At 73.4% G+C, this 15,363-nt stretch carries 14 protein-coding genes; 10 read left to right on the top strand and 4 right to left on the bottom strand.

The window, feature by feature from the left end:
* Position 1: 1 nt before the first annotated feature.
* Positions 2–628: a TMEM175 family protein gene (locus ACQSSQ_RS13315; protein WP_431327553.1), complete on the top strand. Its 627-nt coding sequence runs from the start codon at positions 2–4 to the stop codon at positions 626–628.
* 21 nt (positions 629–649) lie between these two features.
* On the opposite strand, the gene ACQSSQ_RS13310 is transcribed toward ACQSSQ_RS13315, so the two are convergent.
* A complete protein-coding gene (locus ACQSSQ_RS13310) occupies positions 650–796 on the bottom strand; it encodes a dienelactone hydrolase family protein (RefSeq protein ID WP_431327552.1) in 147 nt (48 codons plus the stop codon).
* A gap of 15 nt (positions 797–811) precedes the next feature.
* Positions 812–2,416, bottom strand: a complete 1,605-nt coding sequence (locus ACQSSQ_RS13305; RefSeq protein WP_431327551.1) for an alkaline phosphatase D family protein — start codon at positions 2,414–2,416, stop codon at positions 812–814.
* Between the two features lie 107 nt (positions 2,417–2,523).
* On the opposite strand from ACQSSQ_RS13305, the gene ACQSSQ_RS13300 reads away from it, so the two are divergent.
* The gene (locus ACQSSQ_RS13300; protein ID WP_431327550.1) at positions 2,524–3,075 is read left to right on the top strand and encodes a hemerythrin domain-containing protein; all 552 of its coding nucleotides are present in this window, start codon (positions 2,524–2,526) and stop codon (positions 3,073–3,075) included.
* A 21-nt stretch (positions 3,076–3,096) separates the two neighbouring features.
* Here the strand turns inward: ACQSSQ_RS13300 and ACQSSQ_RS13295 are convergent, their stop codons facing one another.
* Complete coding sequence (locus ACQSSQ_RS13295; protein ID WP_431327549.1) at positions 3,097–3,969, bottom strand: 1,4-dihydroxy-2-naphthoate polyprenyltransferase; 873 nt, start codon at positions 3,967–3,969, stop codon at positions 3,097–3,099.
* Between the two features lie 110 nt (positions 3,970–4,079).
* Between ACQSSQ_RS13295 and ACQSSQ_RS13290 the strand changes: the two genes are divergently transcribed.
* The 8 genes from ACQSSQ_RS13290 (at position 4,080) to ACQSSQ_RS13255 (ending at position 13,765) form a co-directional block, all read left to right on the top strand.
* Positions 4,080–5,384 carry an HNH endonuclease signature motif containing protein gene (locus ACQSSQ_RS13290; protein WP_431327548.1) on the top strand — a complete coding sequence of 435 codons (1,305 nt, stop codon included), beginning with the start codon at positions 4,080–4,082 and terminating at the stop codon, positions 5,382–5,384.
* Between the two features lie 26 nt (positions 5,385–5,410).
* On the top strand, positions 5,411–6,487 hold the full coding sequence (locus ACQSSQ_RS13285; protein ID WP_431327547.1) for an AMP-binding protein: 1,077 nt from the start codon (positions 5,411–5,413) through the stop codon (positions 6,485–6,487).
* Positions 6,488–6,618: 131 nt separating this feature from the next.
* Positions 6,619–7,587 (top strand): helix-turn-helix transcriptional regulator, encoded by a 969-nt coding sequence (locus ACQSSQ_RS13280; RefSeq protein WP_431327546.1) that lies wholly within the window; start codon positions 6,619–6,621, stop codon positions 7,585–7,587.
* Between the two features lie 88 nt (positions 7,588–7,675).
* Complete coding sequence (locus tag ACQSSQ_RS13275; protein WP_431327545.1) at positions 7,676–8,407, top strand: GAF and ANTAR domain-containing protein; 732 nt, start codon at positions 7,676–7,678, stop codon at positions 8,405–8,407.
* Positions 8,408–8,477: 70 nt separating this feature from the next.
* Positions 8,478–9,404: an o-succinylbenzoate synthase gene (locus ACQSSQ_RS13270; protein ID WP_431328002.1), complete on the top strand. Its 927-nt coding sequence runs from the start codon at positions 8,478–8,480 to the stop codon at positions 9,402–9,404.
* On the top strand, positions 9,401–11,140 hold the full coding sequence (gene menD, locus ACQSSQ_RS13265) for a 2-succinyl-5-enolpyruvyl-6-hydroxy-3-cyclohexene-1-carboxylic-acid synthase (RefSeq protein ID WP_431327544.1): 1,740 nt from the start codon (positions 9,401–9,403) through the stop codon (positions 11,138–11,140). The genes ACQSSQ_RS13270 and menD overlap by 4 nt, the downstream gene beginning before the upstream one ends.
* Positions 11,141–11,194: 54 nt before the next feature.
* Complete coding sequence (locus ACQSSQ_RS13260; protein ID WP_431327543.1) at positions 11,195–12,100, top strand: AurF N-oxygenase family protein; 906 nt, start codon at positions 11,195–11,197, stop codon at positions 12,098–12,100.
* 12 nt (positions 12,101–12,112) lie between these two features.
* Positions 12,113–13,765: an FAD-dependent oxidoreductase gene (locus ACQSSQ_RS13255; protein WP_431327542.1), complete on the top strand. Its 1,653-nt coding sequence runs from the start codon at positions 12,113–12,115 to the stop codon at positions 13,763–13,765.
* A 24-nt stretch (positions 13,766–13,789) separates the two neighbouring features.
* Here ACQSSQ_RS13255 and ACQSSQ_RS13250 read toward each other — a convergent pair whose 3' ends face one another.
* The gene (locus ACQSSQ_RS13250) at positions 13,790–15,325 is read right to left on the bottom strand and encodes an AMP-binding protein (RefSeq protein ID WP_431327541.1); all 1,536 of its coding nucleotides are present in this window, start codon (positions 15,323–15,325) and stop codon (positions 13,790–13,792) included.
* Positions 15,326–15,363: the final 38 nt, after the last annotated feature.

Genomic DNA, 15,363 nt, shown 5'->3' with positions numbered 1-15,363 from the left:
CATGCGGTCCGAGCGCGGCCTCGACCGGCTGCTCGCCTTCAGCGACGCAGTCGTCGCGATCGCGCTCACGCTCCTCGTGCTGCCGCTGGTCGAGGTCGTCTCCGGGGCGGGCGATGCGGACAGCGTGCTCGACCTGGTCGCCGACGACGGCGACGCCTTCCTGAGCTTCGCCATCAGCTTCCTGGTGATCTGGGTGCTGTGGGGCAACCACCACGCGATGATGGAGCACTTCAGCTCCTATGACGGCGTGGTCGTCGGGCTGCACTTCGTGTGGCTGCTCACGATCGTGCTGCTGCCGTTCACGACCCAGCTGCTCGACGCCCCCGACGGCGGGATCGACGGTGCGGCTCCGACGTACGTCGCGACGCTGCTGGTCTCGATCGGCGCGCTCGTGGCCCTCGGGACGTGGGGGCGTCGGCACCCGGGGCTGCTGCGCGACGGCGACGAGACCGCGGCGTGGACCGCTGCGCCGACCGGGCTGGCGACGGTCGCCCTGCTCCTGCTGGCGCTGGTCGTCACGATCGCCGTCCCGGCGGTCGGGGTCCTGGCACTGTTCCTCCTGTTCCTCACCGGGCCGCTGGAGCGCCTTCTCGCCTCGCGCCGCCGACGGCGCTCCGTGGCGGGCTGAGCCGTCGCCCCGACGGACCGCTCAGCGCAGGTGCGTGTCGAGCCCGAGCGCCTCGTGGACGAGGACCACCCCCGGCCAGGGGCCGGGGGTGGTCGGTTCGGCGAGGTAGCCCCGCAGGCGACGAGACGTGTCGGGGACTCCGGTGCGGCTCAGGTCGACCTCGGGCATGCCCGCCAGCTAGGGCTACCGGCGGTGCGGCAACAGGGTCTTCTGGAACAGTGCGCCACCCTCGACGTCGCGCAGCGTGACCGTCAGCGCCGCGGTGTCGCCGTCGATCTCGACCTCCCCGAAGAACTGGAAGCCCTCGGCCGGCGACGTGTTGGCCCGCGGCGGCGCCGCGACGAACTCCGCCCGCGGCCCGAAGGTCGCGTCGAGCGCGTTCGGGCCGAACGCCCCGGCGTTGAGCGGCCCCGAGACGAACTCCCAGAACGGGTCGAAGTCCTGGTGTGCCGCGCGGTCGGGCGAGTAGTGGTGCGCGGCCGTGTAGTGGACGTCGGCGGTGAGCCACACGTGGTTGCGGATGCCCGCCCGCTGGAGGGCGGTGAGCACGGGCGCGATGTCGAGCTCGCGGCCGAGCGGAGCGCCCGGGTCGCCCTGGGCGAGGCCCTCCTGCTCGGTCCCGTCCGGCACCACGAGGCCGATCGGGAGGTCCGCCGCGATCACCTTCCACGTCGCGCGGGACTTCTCGAGCTCTCGGATCAGCCAGCGGGTCTGCTCCGCGCCGAGCACGCCGCCGTCGCGCTCGGTCTCCTTGTCGGCGGTGTTGCGGTCCTTGTGGGTGCGCATGTCGAGCACGAACAGGTCGAGCAGCGGGCCGAGGTGCAGCACCCGGTACACGCGACCCTCGGGATCGGGAGAGATCGGGGCCACCGGGACGTACTCGTGGAACGCCTGCCGTCCGCGCTCGGCCAGCACGTCGACGCGCTTCTCGGTGTAGCGGGCGTCGGCCAGGATCTCGCCGGGGTACCAGTTGTTGGTCACCTCGTGGTCGTCCCACTGCGTCACCTGCGGCGTCTCGGCGAGGAAGCGGCGCCAGTTGTCCGCGAGCAGGTTGTACTTGAACTGGCCGCGGAACTCGTCGAGCGTCTCGGCGACCTTCGTCTTCTCCTCGATGACGAGGTTGTTCCAGAGGGTGCCGTCGGGCAGCGTGACGGTCTCGGCGACCGGGCCGTCGGCATAGACGTTGTCGCCGCTGCTGAGGAAGAAGTCCGGTCGGCGGCGCGCCATCGCGTCGACGATGCGGAACCCTCCGTACGAGGGGTTGACGCCCCATCCCTGGCCGGCGATGTCGCCGGACCACAGGAAGCGGACGTCGTCGGGCCGCTGCGACGCCGTCCGCAGGCGCCCGACCTCGGGGGCGCTGGACCGCCGCGGGTCCCGGAGGTCGACGGCGCGGACCCGGTAGAAGAGGTCGGCGCCGGCCGGGAGCCCGCGCACGGTGAAGCGGCCGGTGAGGTCGGTGTCCGGTGTGACGACCGGTCCCTTGACGGTCACGGCCTTGCGGGACGAGCGGTCGCGGGCGATCTCCGCGACCAGACGGGCGGGTCGGTCGGCGCGCGACCAGAGCGTCGCCTGGCGCGTCAGCACGTCGCCGGCCTGGACGCCGTGGGTGAGGGAGGGACGGCCGCCGCGGACGAACGCGGGGGCGGAGCCGGAGGGCGTACGCGCGGTGGTGGCGGCGGAGGCGGCTCCGGAGCCGAGGACGACGGCTCCGGCACCGACGACGGCCGCACCCCGCAGGAGGGTGCGGCGGCCGAGCTGCGGTGGTTCGGGCTGGGTCTGGGTCATGCCAAGAACGGTCCCGAGCCCGGGAGAACACGAGGTGATCTCACGGTGAGCGTCAGGCATCGGGCTCGCAACCGGCGCGCGGCCGGGCAGCGCCGTACGTTGGCCGCATGCCTACCTCTGCCATCGACCTCGGACGTCCCGTCTCCGGCGACGTGATCGACCTCATCCTCGACGACCACCGCCGGTTCGAGGACCTGCTGCGGCAGCTCCGCGACGCCAGCTCCGACCGCGACGCCGTCCGGCGGGCGTTCGCGACGCTGCACGTGGCGCACGCGGAGGCGGAGGAGAAGGAGGTCTACCCGACGCTGCGCCACCGCGACGCGATCGACGCCCACGAGGAGGAGCACGGCGAGGAGGAGCACGCGGAGGGCAACCAGGCGCTCCTGGCGGTGCTGGAGCTCAAGGGGACCGACACCCAGACGTTCGACGACGCGGTCGAGGAGCTGGCGCGGGTCGTCAACCACCACCTCACAGAAGAGGAGCTGACCATCCTCAACCCCGCCCGCGAGGGGGTCGCGGAGCGCGCGCGGCACGAGCTGGGTGAGGCGTTCGCCCGTGAGCGCAACGCCCAGGTCGACGCCGACTGCGGCCGGCTCGAGAACGTCCGGGCGATCGTCGAGCGGGACCGGAAGAAGGGTCTCCTCGACGAGGAGGAGTGACGTGCGGGCGGCGCGGTCCGCTCAGACGCCGATCGCCAGACCGACGGCGACGCCGAGCGCGTAGACGAGCTCCGCGAGGCCGGTGTCGCGCAGCGTGGGGACCAGGGCGAGGCCGCGCTCGCCGCGGGCGACGGGGGTCGCCGCCCGGAGCGCGAGCGGGAAGGCGAGCAACCCGAGCAGCGCCGGCGGCGTGTACGACGCGAGCCACCACACGGTGAGCAGGGCGACCACCAGCAGGACGACGTAGAAGACGCGCGAGCCGCGGTCGCCCAGGACCACGGCCAGCGTGCGCTTGCCGCTGGCGGTGTCGGTGGGGATGTCGCGCAGGTTGTTGGCGACGAGGATCGCGCAGGCGAGCGACCCGACCCCGATCGCGGCGGCGAGGGCCGGCCACGTGAACGCCCCGACCTGGACGTACGTCGTGCCGAGGACCGCGACGAGACCGAAGAACACGAACACGCTGACCTCGCCGAGCGCGTGGTAGCCGTACGGCCGCGAACCCCCGGTGTAGAACCAGGCGGCGGCGATCGCGGCCACGCCGACGAGCAGCAGCCACCACCCGGACGTGGCGGCGAGGACCAGCCCGAGGAGCCCGCCGATGCCGAAGCAGACGAACGCGGCTCGCTTCACCGCCGCGGCGCTGGCGGCGCCGGAGCCGACCAGGCGCAGCGGGCCGACCCGGTCGTCGTCGGTGCCCTTGATGCCGTCGGAGTAGTCGTTGGCGTAGTTCACGCCGACCTGCAGCGCCAGCGAGAGCAGGAGGCAGAGGGCGGCCTTCCACCACACCGCCTCGTCGGCGTACAGCGCGGCGCCGGTCCCGGCCACGACGGGGGAGACCGCCGCCGGGAGCGTGCGAGGTCGGGCGCCTTCGATCCACTGCGATGCTGTTGCCACGGCTGCTCATCCTTCCACCTGCGGGCGTGGGCGCAGTCGGCGGGACCGGTGGTCGGCGGCGCCGCGCACGCTTCGGCGGGGGTGTCGGTGGCGGGCCCTAGCGTGGTCGTATGACGTCGACCGGCGCGTTCGATCCGGGCCACCTCGCGGAGGTGGCCCGGCGTCGTGCTGCCGCGGAGGCGGCGGAGACCCGGGCGCTGCTCGCGGCCGACGACGCCGCTCACCGCGAGGCGGCGGCTGAGGCGTCGGGCCTGCGACGACAGCTCCACGTGCGTGCCGCGCGGGTGGACATCGCCGTCGCGGCCGGGTTCTCGGAGGGTCAGCTGCGGGCGCGGCTGACCGAGGCGCGGGCGGTGCGCGAGCGGCTGCCGCGGGTGTGGGCCGCAGCGGGAGAGGGGTCGCTCGACGGCTACCGCGTGCACCTGATCGCCGAGACGCTCGGACGCCTGGGCGAGGACGCATCCGTGGAGCGCCTCGACGAGCGGGTCGTGCCCTACGCGGCGTGCCACACGACGGTCGAGCTGAAGGCGTGGCTGCGCCGCTTCGTCGCCCGCGCCGAGCCCGACGCCGACGCGGAGCGCGCCGCGCGCGCTCGCGCCGACCGTCAGGTGAGCGTCCGGCACGGCGACGACGGCATGTCGGAGCTGTGGGCCCTCCTCCCGACGCTGCAGGCGGCGACGCTCGACGCGCGGCTCCGCCGGGAGGCCCAGCGGCTGCCCGACGACGGCCGCACCCTCGCTCAGAAGCGCGCCGATCTCCTGGCGGCGTGGGCGACCGGACCTGCGGCAACCGCCGATCAGACGCCGTCCGTACGCCCCTCGGTGGACGTGGCCGTCCTCGTGACGGCCGAGGCGCTGGCGGGAGCGTCCGACGAGCCCGTCGTCTCCTCCGACGGCGCGTGGGTGGTTCCCGTGCGCGAGCTGCGGGACCTCATCGGTGCCGGCCGGGCCGACAACGTCTTCTGGCACCGGCTCCTCACCGACCCGGTGGGGAGGACGCTCGACCACACCTACCTCGGGCGCTTCGCTCCCGACCTGCTGGCGCGGGCGATCCGGTTCCGTGACGGCGTGTGTCAGGCCCCGGGTTGCACGGTGCCCGCCGAGCGGTGCGACCTCGACCACCGCCGTCCGTGGCCGGACGGCAGGACCCGAGGGGACGACCTCTGGCCGCTGTGCCGCCGTCACCACGTCCTCAAGTCCCACGGCTACCTCGTTCCGGTGTCCCGCGAGGGTCCGGTCGGTGACGGCGGGTCGTACGAGTTCGGCTGGCGTCTTCCGTCGGGCCAGCAGGTGTGGGCGGAGCGTGTGGCGGCGGAGCGGGTGCGGGACGAGCGGGTGGCGCCCGCGCACCCCGCCTCCCGGGTCGAGGCCTACCTCACGCGAATCCTGCGCGACCACGCAGCGGCTCCCGGGTGACGCGGGTCGCCGACTAGCGTGGACGCGTGACCCGTGCTCAGGAGACGACGAGGTGGGCGACGCTGCGCCCGGTGACGGGGACGCCGCGCGAGGTTGACGCGGCGCTGCAGGAGTGGCTCGCCGCCGACGAGGAGCCGCCCGCGCTCGCGATCCGCACCTCGGGGTCGACGGGGCGGCCCAAGGACGTGCTGCTGTCGCGCCGGGCCGTCACCGCGTCCGCGCGCGCCACCCACGCGCGGCTCGGCGGCCCGGGCCAGTGGCTGCTCGACCTCCCGGCGCACTACGTCGCCGGCGTCCAGGTCGTCGCGCGGTCGCTGCTCGCGGCCACGTCGCCGGTGGTGGCGTCGGAGCACGCCGGCCTCGAGGAAGCGGTGGAGGCGATGACCGGCGAGCGGCGCTACGCCTCGCTGGTCCCGACCCAGCTGCACCGCCTCGCCGAGTCAGGACGGCTGGCGGCCCTCGCGGCCCTCGACGCCGTGCTCGTCGGCGGGGCCGCGCTCGACCCGGAGCTGCGGGCGCGGGCGACCCGCGCCGGAGTGAGGATCGTGCGGACCTACGGGATGAGCGAGACCGCCGGCGGCTGCGTGTACGACGGCGTGCCGCTCGACGGTGTGGCCCTCCGGCTCGACGCCGAGCAACGGGTGTGGATCGCAGGACCGGTCCTCTTCGACGGGTACGCCGGCGACGACGCCGCGACGGCCGACGCGCTGCGCGACGGCTGGCTGCGGACCCAGGACCTCGGGCGGCTCGACGAGGACGGCCGCCTGCAGGTGCTCGGGCGGACCGACGACGCGATCATCTCGGGTGGTGTCAACGTCTCCGCGCCCCGCGTCGCGCTCGCCCTGCGCGGTCTGGACGGTGTCGCCGACGCGGTCGTCGTCGGCGTCGACGACCCGGAGTGGGGGCAGACGGTGGTCGCGGTCGTGGTCGGCGAGCCAGGCCGTCCGGTCTCTCTGGACGCGCTGCGTGACGGCGTCGAGGCGGCCGGGCTCGCGCGCTCGTGGGCGCCGCGCCGTGTCGTGGTCGTCGACGCGATCCCGCTCCTGGAGCACGGCAAGGTCGACCGTCTGCGGGTGCGCGCGATCGCCGCCGAGGAGCGCTGACCCGGCTCGAAGGCTGGCCGGGTCGTTGGGTGGCCGGGCTAGGATGGCACCGAAGCTGAGGTTCAGAAGCGTGCCCAGCCGCGACTTTGGCGCGCCGCCGTCGCCCACGCGACGAAGGCTGGGAGAACCGCATGACCAGTGTTTCCGACCCCGTTGAACGCTCGGCCGTCGACACCACCGACCCCGAGATCGCACGCGAGGTCCTCGACGAGGCGTACGGCAGCACCCTGCGGCTCACCGGCGACCTGCACCACGTGAGCTTCGCTCGCGCGGACGCCGGTGCCTTCGCCGTCGACCACGTCGACCTCGGGACCGAGCTCACCTACGACTGCGACCCGCTCGGCTACCTCACCATCCTCGAGGGCCGACGTGGCTGGGCGGAGTACACGCGTGCGGGCGTCACCGACCAGGCCGGGCCAGGGGAGCTCGTCGCCATCGCCGGCCCGGGCGACGCCTACTCGGGTCGTTCGGACAACCTCACCGTCCGGGGGATCAGCCTGGGGTGGGAGCTCGTCGAGGACGCCGTGCGCGACCTCCGGGGAGACCGTCCGAGCGCGCCGGTCCGGTTCCGTCGCTACCAGCCGGCCGACCGTGCGTCGCTGCTCCACTGGGGCAACCTGGTGGACTACGTCGAGGAGCTGCTCGCGGGCCCGGAGCCGGTGTCGCCCCGAGCCCTCGACGCCGTCGGCCGCCTCCTCGCGCGGACGGCCCTGGTGACCTTCGGCACCGACGCCGCCGAGCACTCCGTGGGCGAGGACAACCGCGACCGCCGCGACGCGGCGAGCGACGCCGTACGCCGTGCCGTGGCCCACATCGAGGCGAGCGCCGACGTCGAGCTGAGCCTCGCGGAGCTCGCCGATGCCGCCCGGGTCGCGCCACGGTCCCTCCAGCTGGCCTTCCGGCGGCACCTGGGGACGACGCCGATGGCGTACGCCCGTCGTGTGCGACTCGATCAAGCCCGTCGCCACCTGCTCGCCGCGGTCGACGGCGAGACCGTCACGTCGATCGCCTCGCGCTGGGGGTTCTACAACCACGGCCGCTTCGCCGCGGAGTACCGCGAGGCCTACGGGGAGAACCCCGGGGACACCCTCGCCCGCTGAGAGCCTGGTCACGCCCTGGTCGTTTATCGGCCGGTGCCGGTGCGTTCTGCGGCTGTCGGCCGCGCGCGACAGCAGCCCACACTCAGGTGTGAGTATCAATCGGCCGACGAGCCTCCTCCGTGATATGGCGGTGGCGGCGCGCAGCATCTCCGCGGCCGACACCCTCGAAGCAGCAGCCGAGCAGTCGGTGCAGTTCGTCGCCGCGCACATCGACGGCTGCGCGGCGGCCGGCATCTCGATCGCGAGAAGTGCGGCGATCGAGACGTTCGCCGCGAGCGACGCCCTGGCGCGCAGCGGCGACCAGCTCCAGGCGGACCTCGACGAGGGTCCGGCGCTCGATGCCGTCGTCGAGACGCCCACCGTGTACGCCCCTGACCTGGCGAGCGACCCGCGGTGGCCGCAGTGGGCCCCGCGCGCGGTCGCCGACCTCGGGATCCTGAGCATGGTCAGCTACCGGCTGTTCGCCAGCGACGAGACGATCGGTGCGCTGAACCTCTACGGCAAGGTGCCCGACGCCTTCGACGACGACTCCCGCGAGCTCGGGTACGTCGCGGCCACCCAGATCGCGGTCGTCCTGACCACCCAGCGCAAGGAGCAGAACCTCCGCTCGGCGCTCGTGACACGGTCGGCGATCGGCCAGGCCACGGGCATCCTGATGGAGCGGTTCGACCTCGAGGCGCACCAGGCGTTCAACGTCCTCCGGAGGTCCTCGATGACGCGCAACATCCCGCTGCGCGACGTGGCCGAGGAGCTCGTGACCACCCGACGGATGCCGGGGATCAAGGCGCCCGAGCGGCGCACGGCGGAGCCACGGGTGTGACCGGGGGCCACGGGATACCGTGGCGTGCGTGAACGACCCCGCTCTCGACTGGCTCCCCTACTCCACCCCGATGCGCACCCGCTTCCGCGGGATCACCGTGCGCGACGGCCTGCTCGCCCGTGGTGAGACCGGCTGGGTGGAGCTCAGCCCGTTCTGGGACTACGACGCCCCGGCCTCGCGGCCCTGGTACGACGCCGCCGTGGCCGCCGCGACCCGGGCATGGCCGCGGCCGCAGCGTGACGTGGTGCCGGTCAACTGCACCGTCCCCGCGGTGGATGCGGACGCCGCCCAGCGGATCGTGACGGCGGGCCACGGCTGCCGTACGGCGAAGGTGAAGGTCGCCGAGCCGGGCCAGACGCTGGCCGACGACGAGGCGAGGGTGGCCGCGGTGCGTGACGCGCTCGGGCCGGGCGGCGCGGTGCGGGTCGACGCCAACGGTGCGTGGACCGTCGACGCGGCGGCCGAGGCGCTGGCGGTGCTCGACCGCGCCGGCGGTGGCCTGGAGTACGCCGAGCAGCCGTGCCGCACGGTCGAGGAGCTCGCCGAGCTGCGACGGCGTACTCACGTGCCGATCGCCGCGGACGAGTCGATCCGGCGCGCCGAGGACCCCTACCGCGTCGCGGAGCTCGAGGCGGCCGACGTCGCCGTGCTCAAGGTCCAGCCGCTCGGCGGGGTCGAGGCGTGCCTGGAGATCGCCGAGCGCATCGGGCTCCCGGTCGTGGTGTCCAGCGCCCTCGAGACCTCGATCGGGATCGCGGCCGGGGTGGCGCTGGCCGCCGCGCTGCCGGACCTGCCGTACGCCTGCGGGCTGGGGACGGTCACGCTGCTCGAGCGCGACGTCGTGGACGACCCCCTCGTGCCCCGCGACGGGGTGCTCCCGGTCGTGCGCCCAGAGCCGTCGGCCGCCTTCCTGGCGAGCGAGCCGGACGCAGACCTGGCCGCGCGCTGGGCCGCGCGGCTCGACGCGCTGCGCGCCGTCCCGGCGGTGGTCCGGTGAACCCGTCGACCGCGCTCGGGCGCGTCCTCGTCGACGAGCTCGTGCGCTCCGGGGTCCGGGAGGTCGTGCTGTCTCCGGGATCGCGGTCGGCCGCGCTCGCGCTCGCCCTGCACGCCGCCGACGCCCGGGGCGACCTGCGGCTGCACGTCCGCATCGACGAGCGGAGCGCGGCATTCCTGGCCCTGGGCCTCGCGAAGGGCGCCCACCGCCCCGTCGCCGTCGTGACCACGTCCGGCACCGCCGCCGCCAACCTCCATCCCGCGGTCCTCGAGGCGAGCCACGCCCGCGTCCCGCTGATCGCGATCACCGCCGACCGTCCCGCCGAGCTGCGCGGCACGGAGGCGAACCAGACGACCGACCAGGTGAAGCTGTTCGGCGACGCGGTCCGCGCGTACGTCGAGGTCGCCGCGCCGGAGGTCGTCCCGCCCAGCGCGGCGGGCTGGCGGGCGGTCGTCGCCCGGGTCGTCGCCGCGGCGGTCGGCCCGACGGGCGAGGGACCCATGGCGCGGCCGCAAGGCGGCCCGGTGCACCTGAACGTCGCGTTCCGCGAGCCGCTGGTGCCCGGCCCCGACGACGTCCAGGGCGGTCTGCCGGGCGGGCTCGCGGGTCGCCCGGACGGCGCGCCGTGGCGTCGCCCCGCCCCCGTCACGCCCGAGCCGGCGTCGACGCTGCCGCTCGGGCCCCGGACGGTCGTCGTCGCCGGTGACGACGCCGGACCGGCCGCACGCCTGCTCGCCGAGGAGGCCGGATGGCCCCTGCTCGCGGAGCCGACCTCGGGCGCGCGCAACGGGACGCAGCCCATCGCGACCTACCGGCTGCTCCTCGGGCTGCCCGAGCTCGCCGACCGGATCGAGCGGGTCGTCGTCTTCGGGCACCCCACCCTGTCGCGTCCGATCACTCGTCTGCTGACGCGCGACGACGTCGAGATCGTCGGTGTGGGCGCGGCGCCGTTGACCGATCCCGGCAACCGGGTCGCAGCCTCGTACCCGTCCGTGCGGGTGGAGGGGAGCGACGATCCCGGGTGGTTCGAGGCGTGGAAGCGCGCCGACGTCGCGACCCTGGCGGCGGTGGAGGAGATCGTGCTCGACCCGGTTCCAGGTCAGGGCACGACTCTCGGGCACCCCGTCTTCCGTCCGCCGCTGAACCCGTGGCAGGTCGCCCGAACGGTCTCGCTGGCCGTCGGACCGGGGGATCTGCTCGTGGTCGGGTCGTCGAACCCCGTACGCGACCTCGACCTGATGTCGGTGCCGTACCAGGTCGGGCAGCGCCGGATGATCACCGCCAACCGCGGACTCGCCGGCATCGACGGTGTGGTGTCGACGGCGGTCGGGGCGGCGCTCGGGCGACGGTCGAACGATGCGTACGCGCTGATGGGCGACCTGACCTTCCTGCACGACAGCAACGGTCTCGTGATCGGCCCGGACGAGCCGCGACCCGACCTCACGATCGTGGTCGCGTCGGACGACGGCGGCAGCATCTTCTCGACGCTGGAGCAGGGTGACACCCCGTACGCCGCTGCATTCGAGCGGGTCTTCGGCACACCGACGCGCGTCGACCTCGGGCAGCTGTGCGCGTCGATGGGGATCGACCACGCGGTCGTGGAGGACGCGGAGACGCTCGAGGAGTGGCTCGTCGAGGGGATGCAGGAGGGTATCGAGGTGATCGAGGCCCGCGTCGACCGCACGAACCGGCGGGAGATCGACCTCAAGATCCGCGAAGCGGCACGGTTGCATTAAGACATCGACGATGTAACATAGGGCCCGTCACGTCATTGGAGACTGGAGGGCACCATGACCGCCGCCACCGCGTTCCGTGAGCGCACGACCATCGACGACGTCACTGCTCGTCTCCTCGCCTCGTCCGCCGAGCTGTCGTACGACCCGCAGACCGAGGTCGCGTGGGACCAGCCGATCCCCGAGGACCACTACGGCCTCAACCCGGAGTGGAGCACGCTCTACGGCACGCGGCTGTGGTCGGAGATGAGCGAGGAGCAGCGCGTCCTGCTCACCCGTCACGAGGTCGGTTCGATCATGCAGACCGGCATCTGGTTCGAGATGATGCTGCAGCAGCTGATCCTGCGCGACCAGTACGCCAAGAACCCCGCCGACAGCGAGTTCCGGTTCGCCCTGACCGAGATCGCCGACGAGTGCCGCCACTCGCTCATGTTCGCCCGCACCTGCGACGTCCTCGGCATCCCGAAGTACCTTCCGCCGCGCCTGACCGTCGAGCTCGCGCGGCTCCTCAAGTCGACCGCGCGTGCCGAGCAGGCGTACGGGCCGATCCTCATCGCCGAGGAGATCCTCGACGTCATGCAGCGCGACTGGATGCGCGGCGAGAACGTCGTCCACATCGTGCGGACCACCAGCAAGATCCACGTGGTGGAGGAGGCGCGGCACATGAAGTTCGCGCGCGCCGAGATCATCGACGGACTGGAGCACGCGAGCCGCTTCCGGCGCGAGCGCTCGGCGATGCTGTTCGCGGGTGCGGCCTACTTCATCGTGCGGGCGATGGTCAGCCCCGAGGTCTACACCAACGTCGGGCTCGACCGGCAGCGTGCCCTCGAGGAGGTTCGGACCAACCAGCACCGCAAGGCGATGATGCGCCTGTCGTGCGTGCACCTGATGGACTTCCTGGCCGACGCCGGCCTGCTGACGCGCCGCGCGATGCGGGTCTACCAGTCCGTCGACATGATCTGAGCGAGGACCTCGATGGCATACGCGGTCACGCAGAGCTGCTGCAACGACGCCACCTGCGTGTCGGTCTGCCCGGTCAACTGCATCCACCCCACCCCTGAGGAGCGCGCCGCCGGCGCCGCCGGCGACAGCGCCTCCGAGATGGTCTTCATCGACCCGCAGAGCTGCATCGACTGCGGCGCCTGCGCGGACGCGTGCCCGACGGGCGCGATCGTCCCGGTCGACCTGCTGCGCGGTCCGGACACCGTGTTCGCCGACCTCAACCGGGAGTACTACGAGGCGCACCCGGAGTCCGCGACCTGGGACGCGCTCACCTTCCCCGAGACGGTTCCGCAGGGCTTCGGGACGTTCCGCGTCGCGATCGTCGGCACAGGCCCGTCGGCGGCGTACGCGGCACGGGCACTGCTGACCACGTCGCCGGCGACCGTCACGATGGTCGACCGGCTGCCCGTCGCGGGAGGGCTCCTGCGCTCCGGGGTCGCGCCCGACCACCCCGACACCAAGCGGATCGAGGACACCTTCGCCTGGACGTACGGTCACCCGCGCGTCTCGGTGCAGCTCAACGTCGAGGTCGGCAAGGACGTCACGCACGAGGAGCTCCTCGCGCACCACCACGCCGTCGTGTACGCCGTCGGTGCCGCACGCGACAAGGTTCTCGGCGTCCCGGGCGAGGACCTCCCCGGCAGCGTGGCGGCGAGCGACCTCGTCGCCTGGTACAACGCCCGACCGGACCGCGAGCAGATCGACGTCGACCTCTCCAGCGAGCGCGTCGTCGTGGTCGGCAACGGCAACGTCGCGCTCGACGTCGCCCGAGTGCTCCTCACCGATCCCGACACGCTGGCCCGGACCGACATCGCCGACCACGCGCTCGCGGCGCTGCGGCAGAGCAGGGTGCGCGAGGTCGTCGTGCTCGGGCGCCGGGGGCCCGAGCATGCCGCGTACACGCGGGCGGAGCTGGTCGGGATGCGCACCATCCGGGACGTCGACCTCGTCGTCGCTGACCACCCCGAGACCGCCGCCACCATCGACGAGGCGCCGGTCGGCAGCACGGCAGCCCTGCTGCGCGACCTGCCCAGGGTCGCCATCGACTGGGAGACGGCGCCCGAGCCGGGCAAGCGCGTGGTGCTCGCCTTCGGCGTGGCTCCGACGGCGTTCGAGGGCGGCGACGCGGTCGACGGAGTCCGGGTGACCGGCAGCGTCGAGACAACGATCGCCACCCGGACCGTGATCCGCTCGATCGGCTACCGCGGTACGCCGATCCCCGGCCTGCCGTTCGACCAGGCCCGCGAGAGCGTCCCCAACGCCCAGGGGCGCGTGCTCGGCCGCGACGGCGAGCCCCTGCCCGGGGCGTACGTCGTGGGCTGGGCGAAGCGTGGCTCCACCGGCGGCATCGGGGCCAACCGCTCCTGCGCCCAGGAGACGGTCGCCGCGATCGTGGCGGACGCGACCGCGCGGCGCCTGCCGGAGCCGTCGGGCACGGCCAGCGACTTCCGCGCGCTGCTGCGCTGGAGGAGCAGCGACGTCGTGGGGTTGCGCCGGATGCGGGCGATCGACCTCGCCGAGCGCCGCAACGGTGCGCTGCAGGGACGGCCACGACGCAAGTTCGCGACCGTCCCCGAGCTGCTGGCCGTCTCCGTCCCCGAGCGCTGGGTCGGTCGCCGGCGCTGAGAGCGGGAGGGCGGCGGCCGTCGGTCAGTTGACCTGACGCTGCTGGCCCTCCCAGTACGGCGCCCGCAGCTTGAACTTCTGCAGCTTGCCGGTCGCGGTGCGGGCGAGCTCGTCGCGGAACTCGATGCGCTTCGGGCACTTGTAGCCCGCGAGGTGCTGCCGGGTGTGCGTGATGAGGTCCTCGGCGGTCACCTCGCCGGCCTCCGGGTCGAGGACGACCAGCGCCGTCACGAGCTCGCCCCACTTCTCGTCCGGGATGCCGATCACCGCGACCTCGCGCACCGCCGGGTGGAGCATGAGCGCGTCCTCGACCTCGATCGACGTGACGTTCTCCCCACCGGAGATGATCACGTCCTTCTTGCGGTCGGCGATCGTGAGGTAGCCGTCCTCGAAGGTGCCCCCGTCCCCGGTGTGGAACCAGCCACCCTCCTGCGCGACCGCCGTGGCGTCGGGGTTGTCCCAGTAGGCGTCGAGGTTGTGGTTGGACTGCGCCAGCACCTCGCCGGTGTCGTCGACCATGATCCGGACGCCGACGGCGGGAGCCCCGGCGCGGCCGAGCAGGCGGGCCTGCTCCAGCGGCTCGAGGTCCTCCCACTCCTCGCGCATCCGGCTCATCGTCAGCAGCGGCGAGGTCTCGGTGAGGCCGTAGATCTGGATGAACTCCCAGCCGAGCTCGCTGCGGACCCGCTCGATCGTGCGGGTCGGCGGCGGGGCCCCGGCGACGATGATGCGGACGCGGTCGCGGCCCGGGATCTCGCCGTCCCACGTCTTCGCCGCGTCCAGCACCGCGGCCACGACCGCCGGCGCGGCGCACATGAAGGTGACACCGTGGCGCTCGACGCGGCGCAGGATCTCGGCACCGTCGATCTTGCGGATCACGACGTGGCGCCCACCCATGCCCGTCACCGCGTACGGCATGCCCCACCCGTTGGCGTGGAACATCGGCAGCGTGTGGAGGTAGACGTCGCGGTCGCTGACCGACCCCTGCCAGCCGAAGATGCTCGCGTTCGTCCACAGGTTGCGGTGGGTCAGCTGGACGCCCTTCGGGCGGGCCGTCGTACCCGACGTGTAGTTGATCGTCGCCGTCGCGTTCTCGTCGGGCTCCTCCCACGGTTGCGGGTCGCCGTGCGTGGACCACATCGGCTCGTCGTCCTCACCGATGACGAAGACGTGCTTGGCGCTGACGGAGTCCAGGAGCGAGCGCACCTCGGGATCGACTAGGAGCACCTCCGCGCCGCTGTGCTCGACGATGTACTCGACCTCGGCGGGCGCGAGCCGGAAGTTCACCGGGACCAGGATGCGCCCCCACCCGGAGACCCCGAAGAAGGAGGTCAGGAGCCGTGCCGCGTTCTGGGACACGATCGCGACCCGGCCGCCGCGCGGCACCCCGAGGTCGTCGAGGAACGCCGCCTGCGAGCGGGCCCGGCGGCCCAGCTCCGCGTACGTGATCTCGCCCCAGGAGGCGGCGGGCTGGTCGGGCTCGTCGACGACTGCGATCCGGTCCGGGTAGACGGTCGTCGCGCGGTCGAGGAAGTCGCGGACGGTCAGCGGGAAGAACATCGAGCACCTCGTAGGTCGACGGCCTGGACGCGGGTCGG

Origin of the sequence: Mumia spirodelae, assembly GCF_050632745.1 — a bacterium.
Taxonomy (GTDB): Bacteria; Actinomycetota; Actinomycetes; order Propionibacteriales; family Nocardioidaceae; genus Mumia.
The sequence above is the reverse complement of the archived record's forward strand: the minus strand, read 5'-3'. Positions and strand labels throughout refer to the sequence as shown.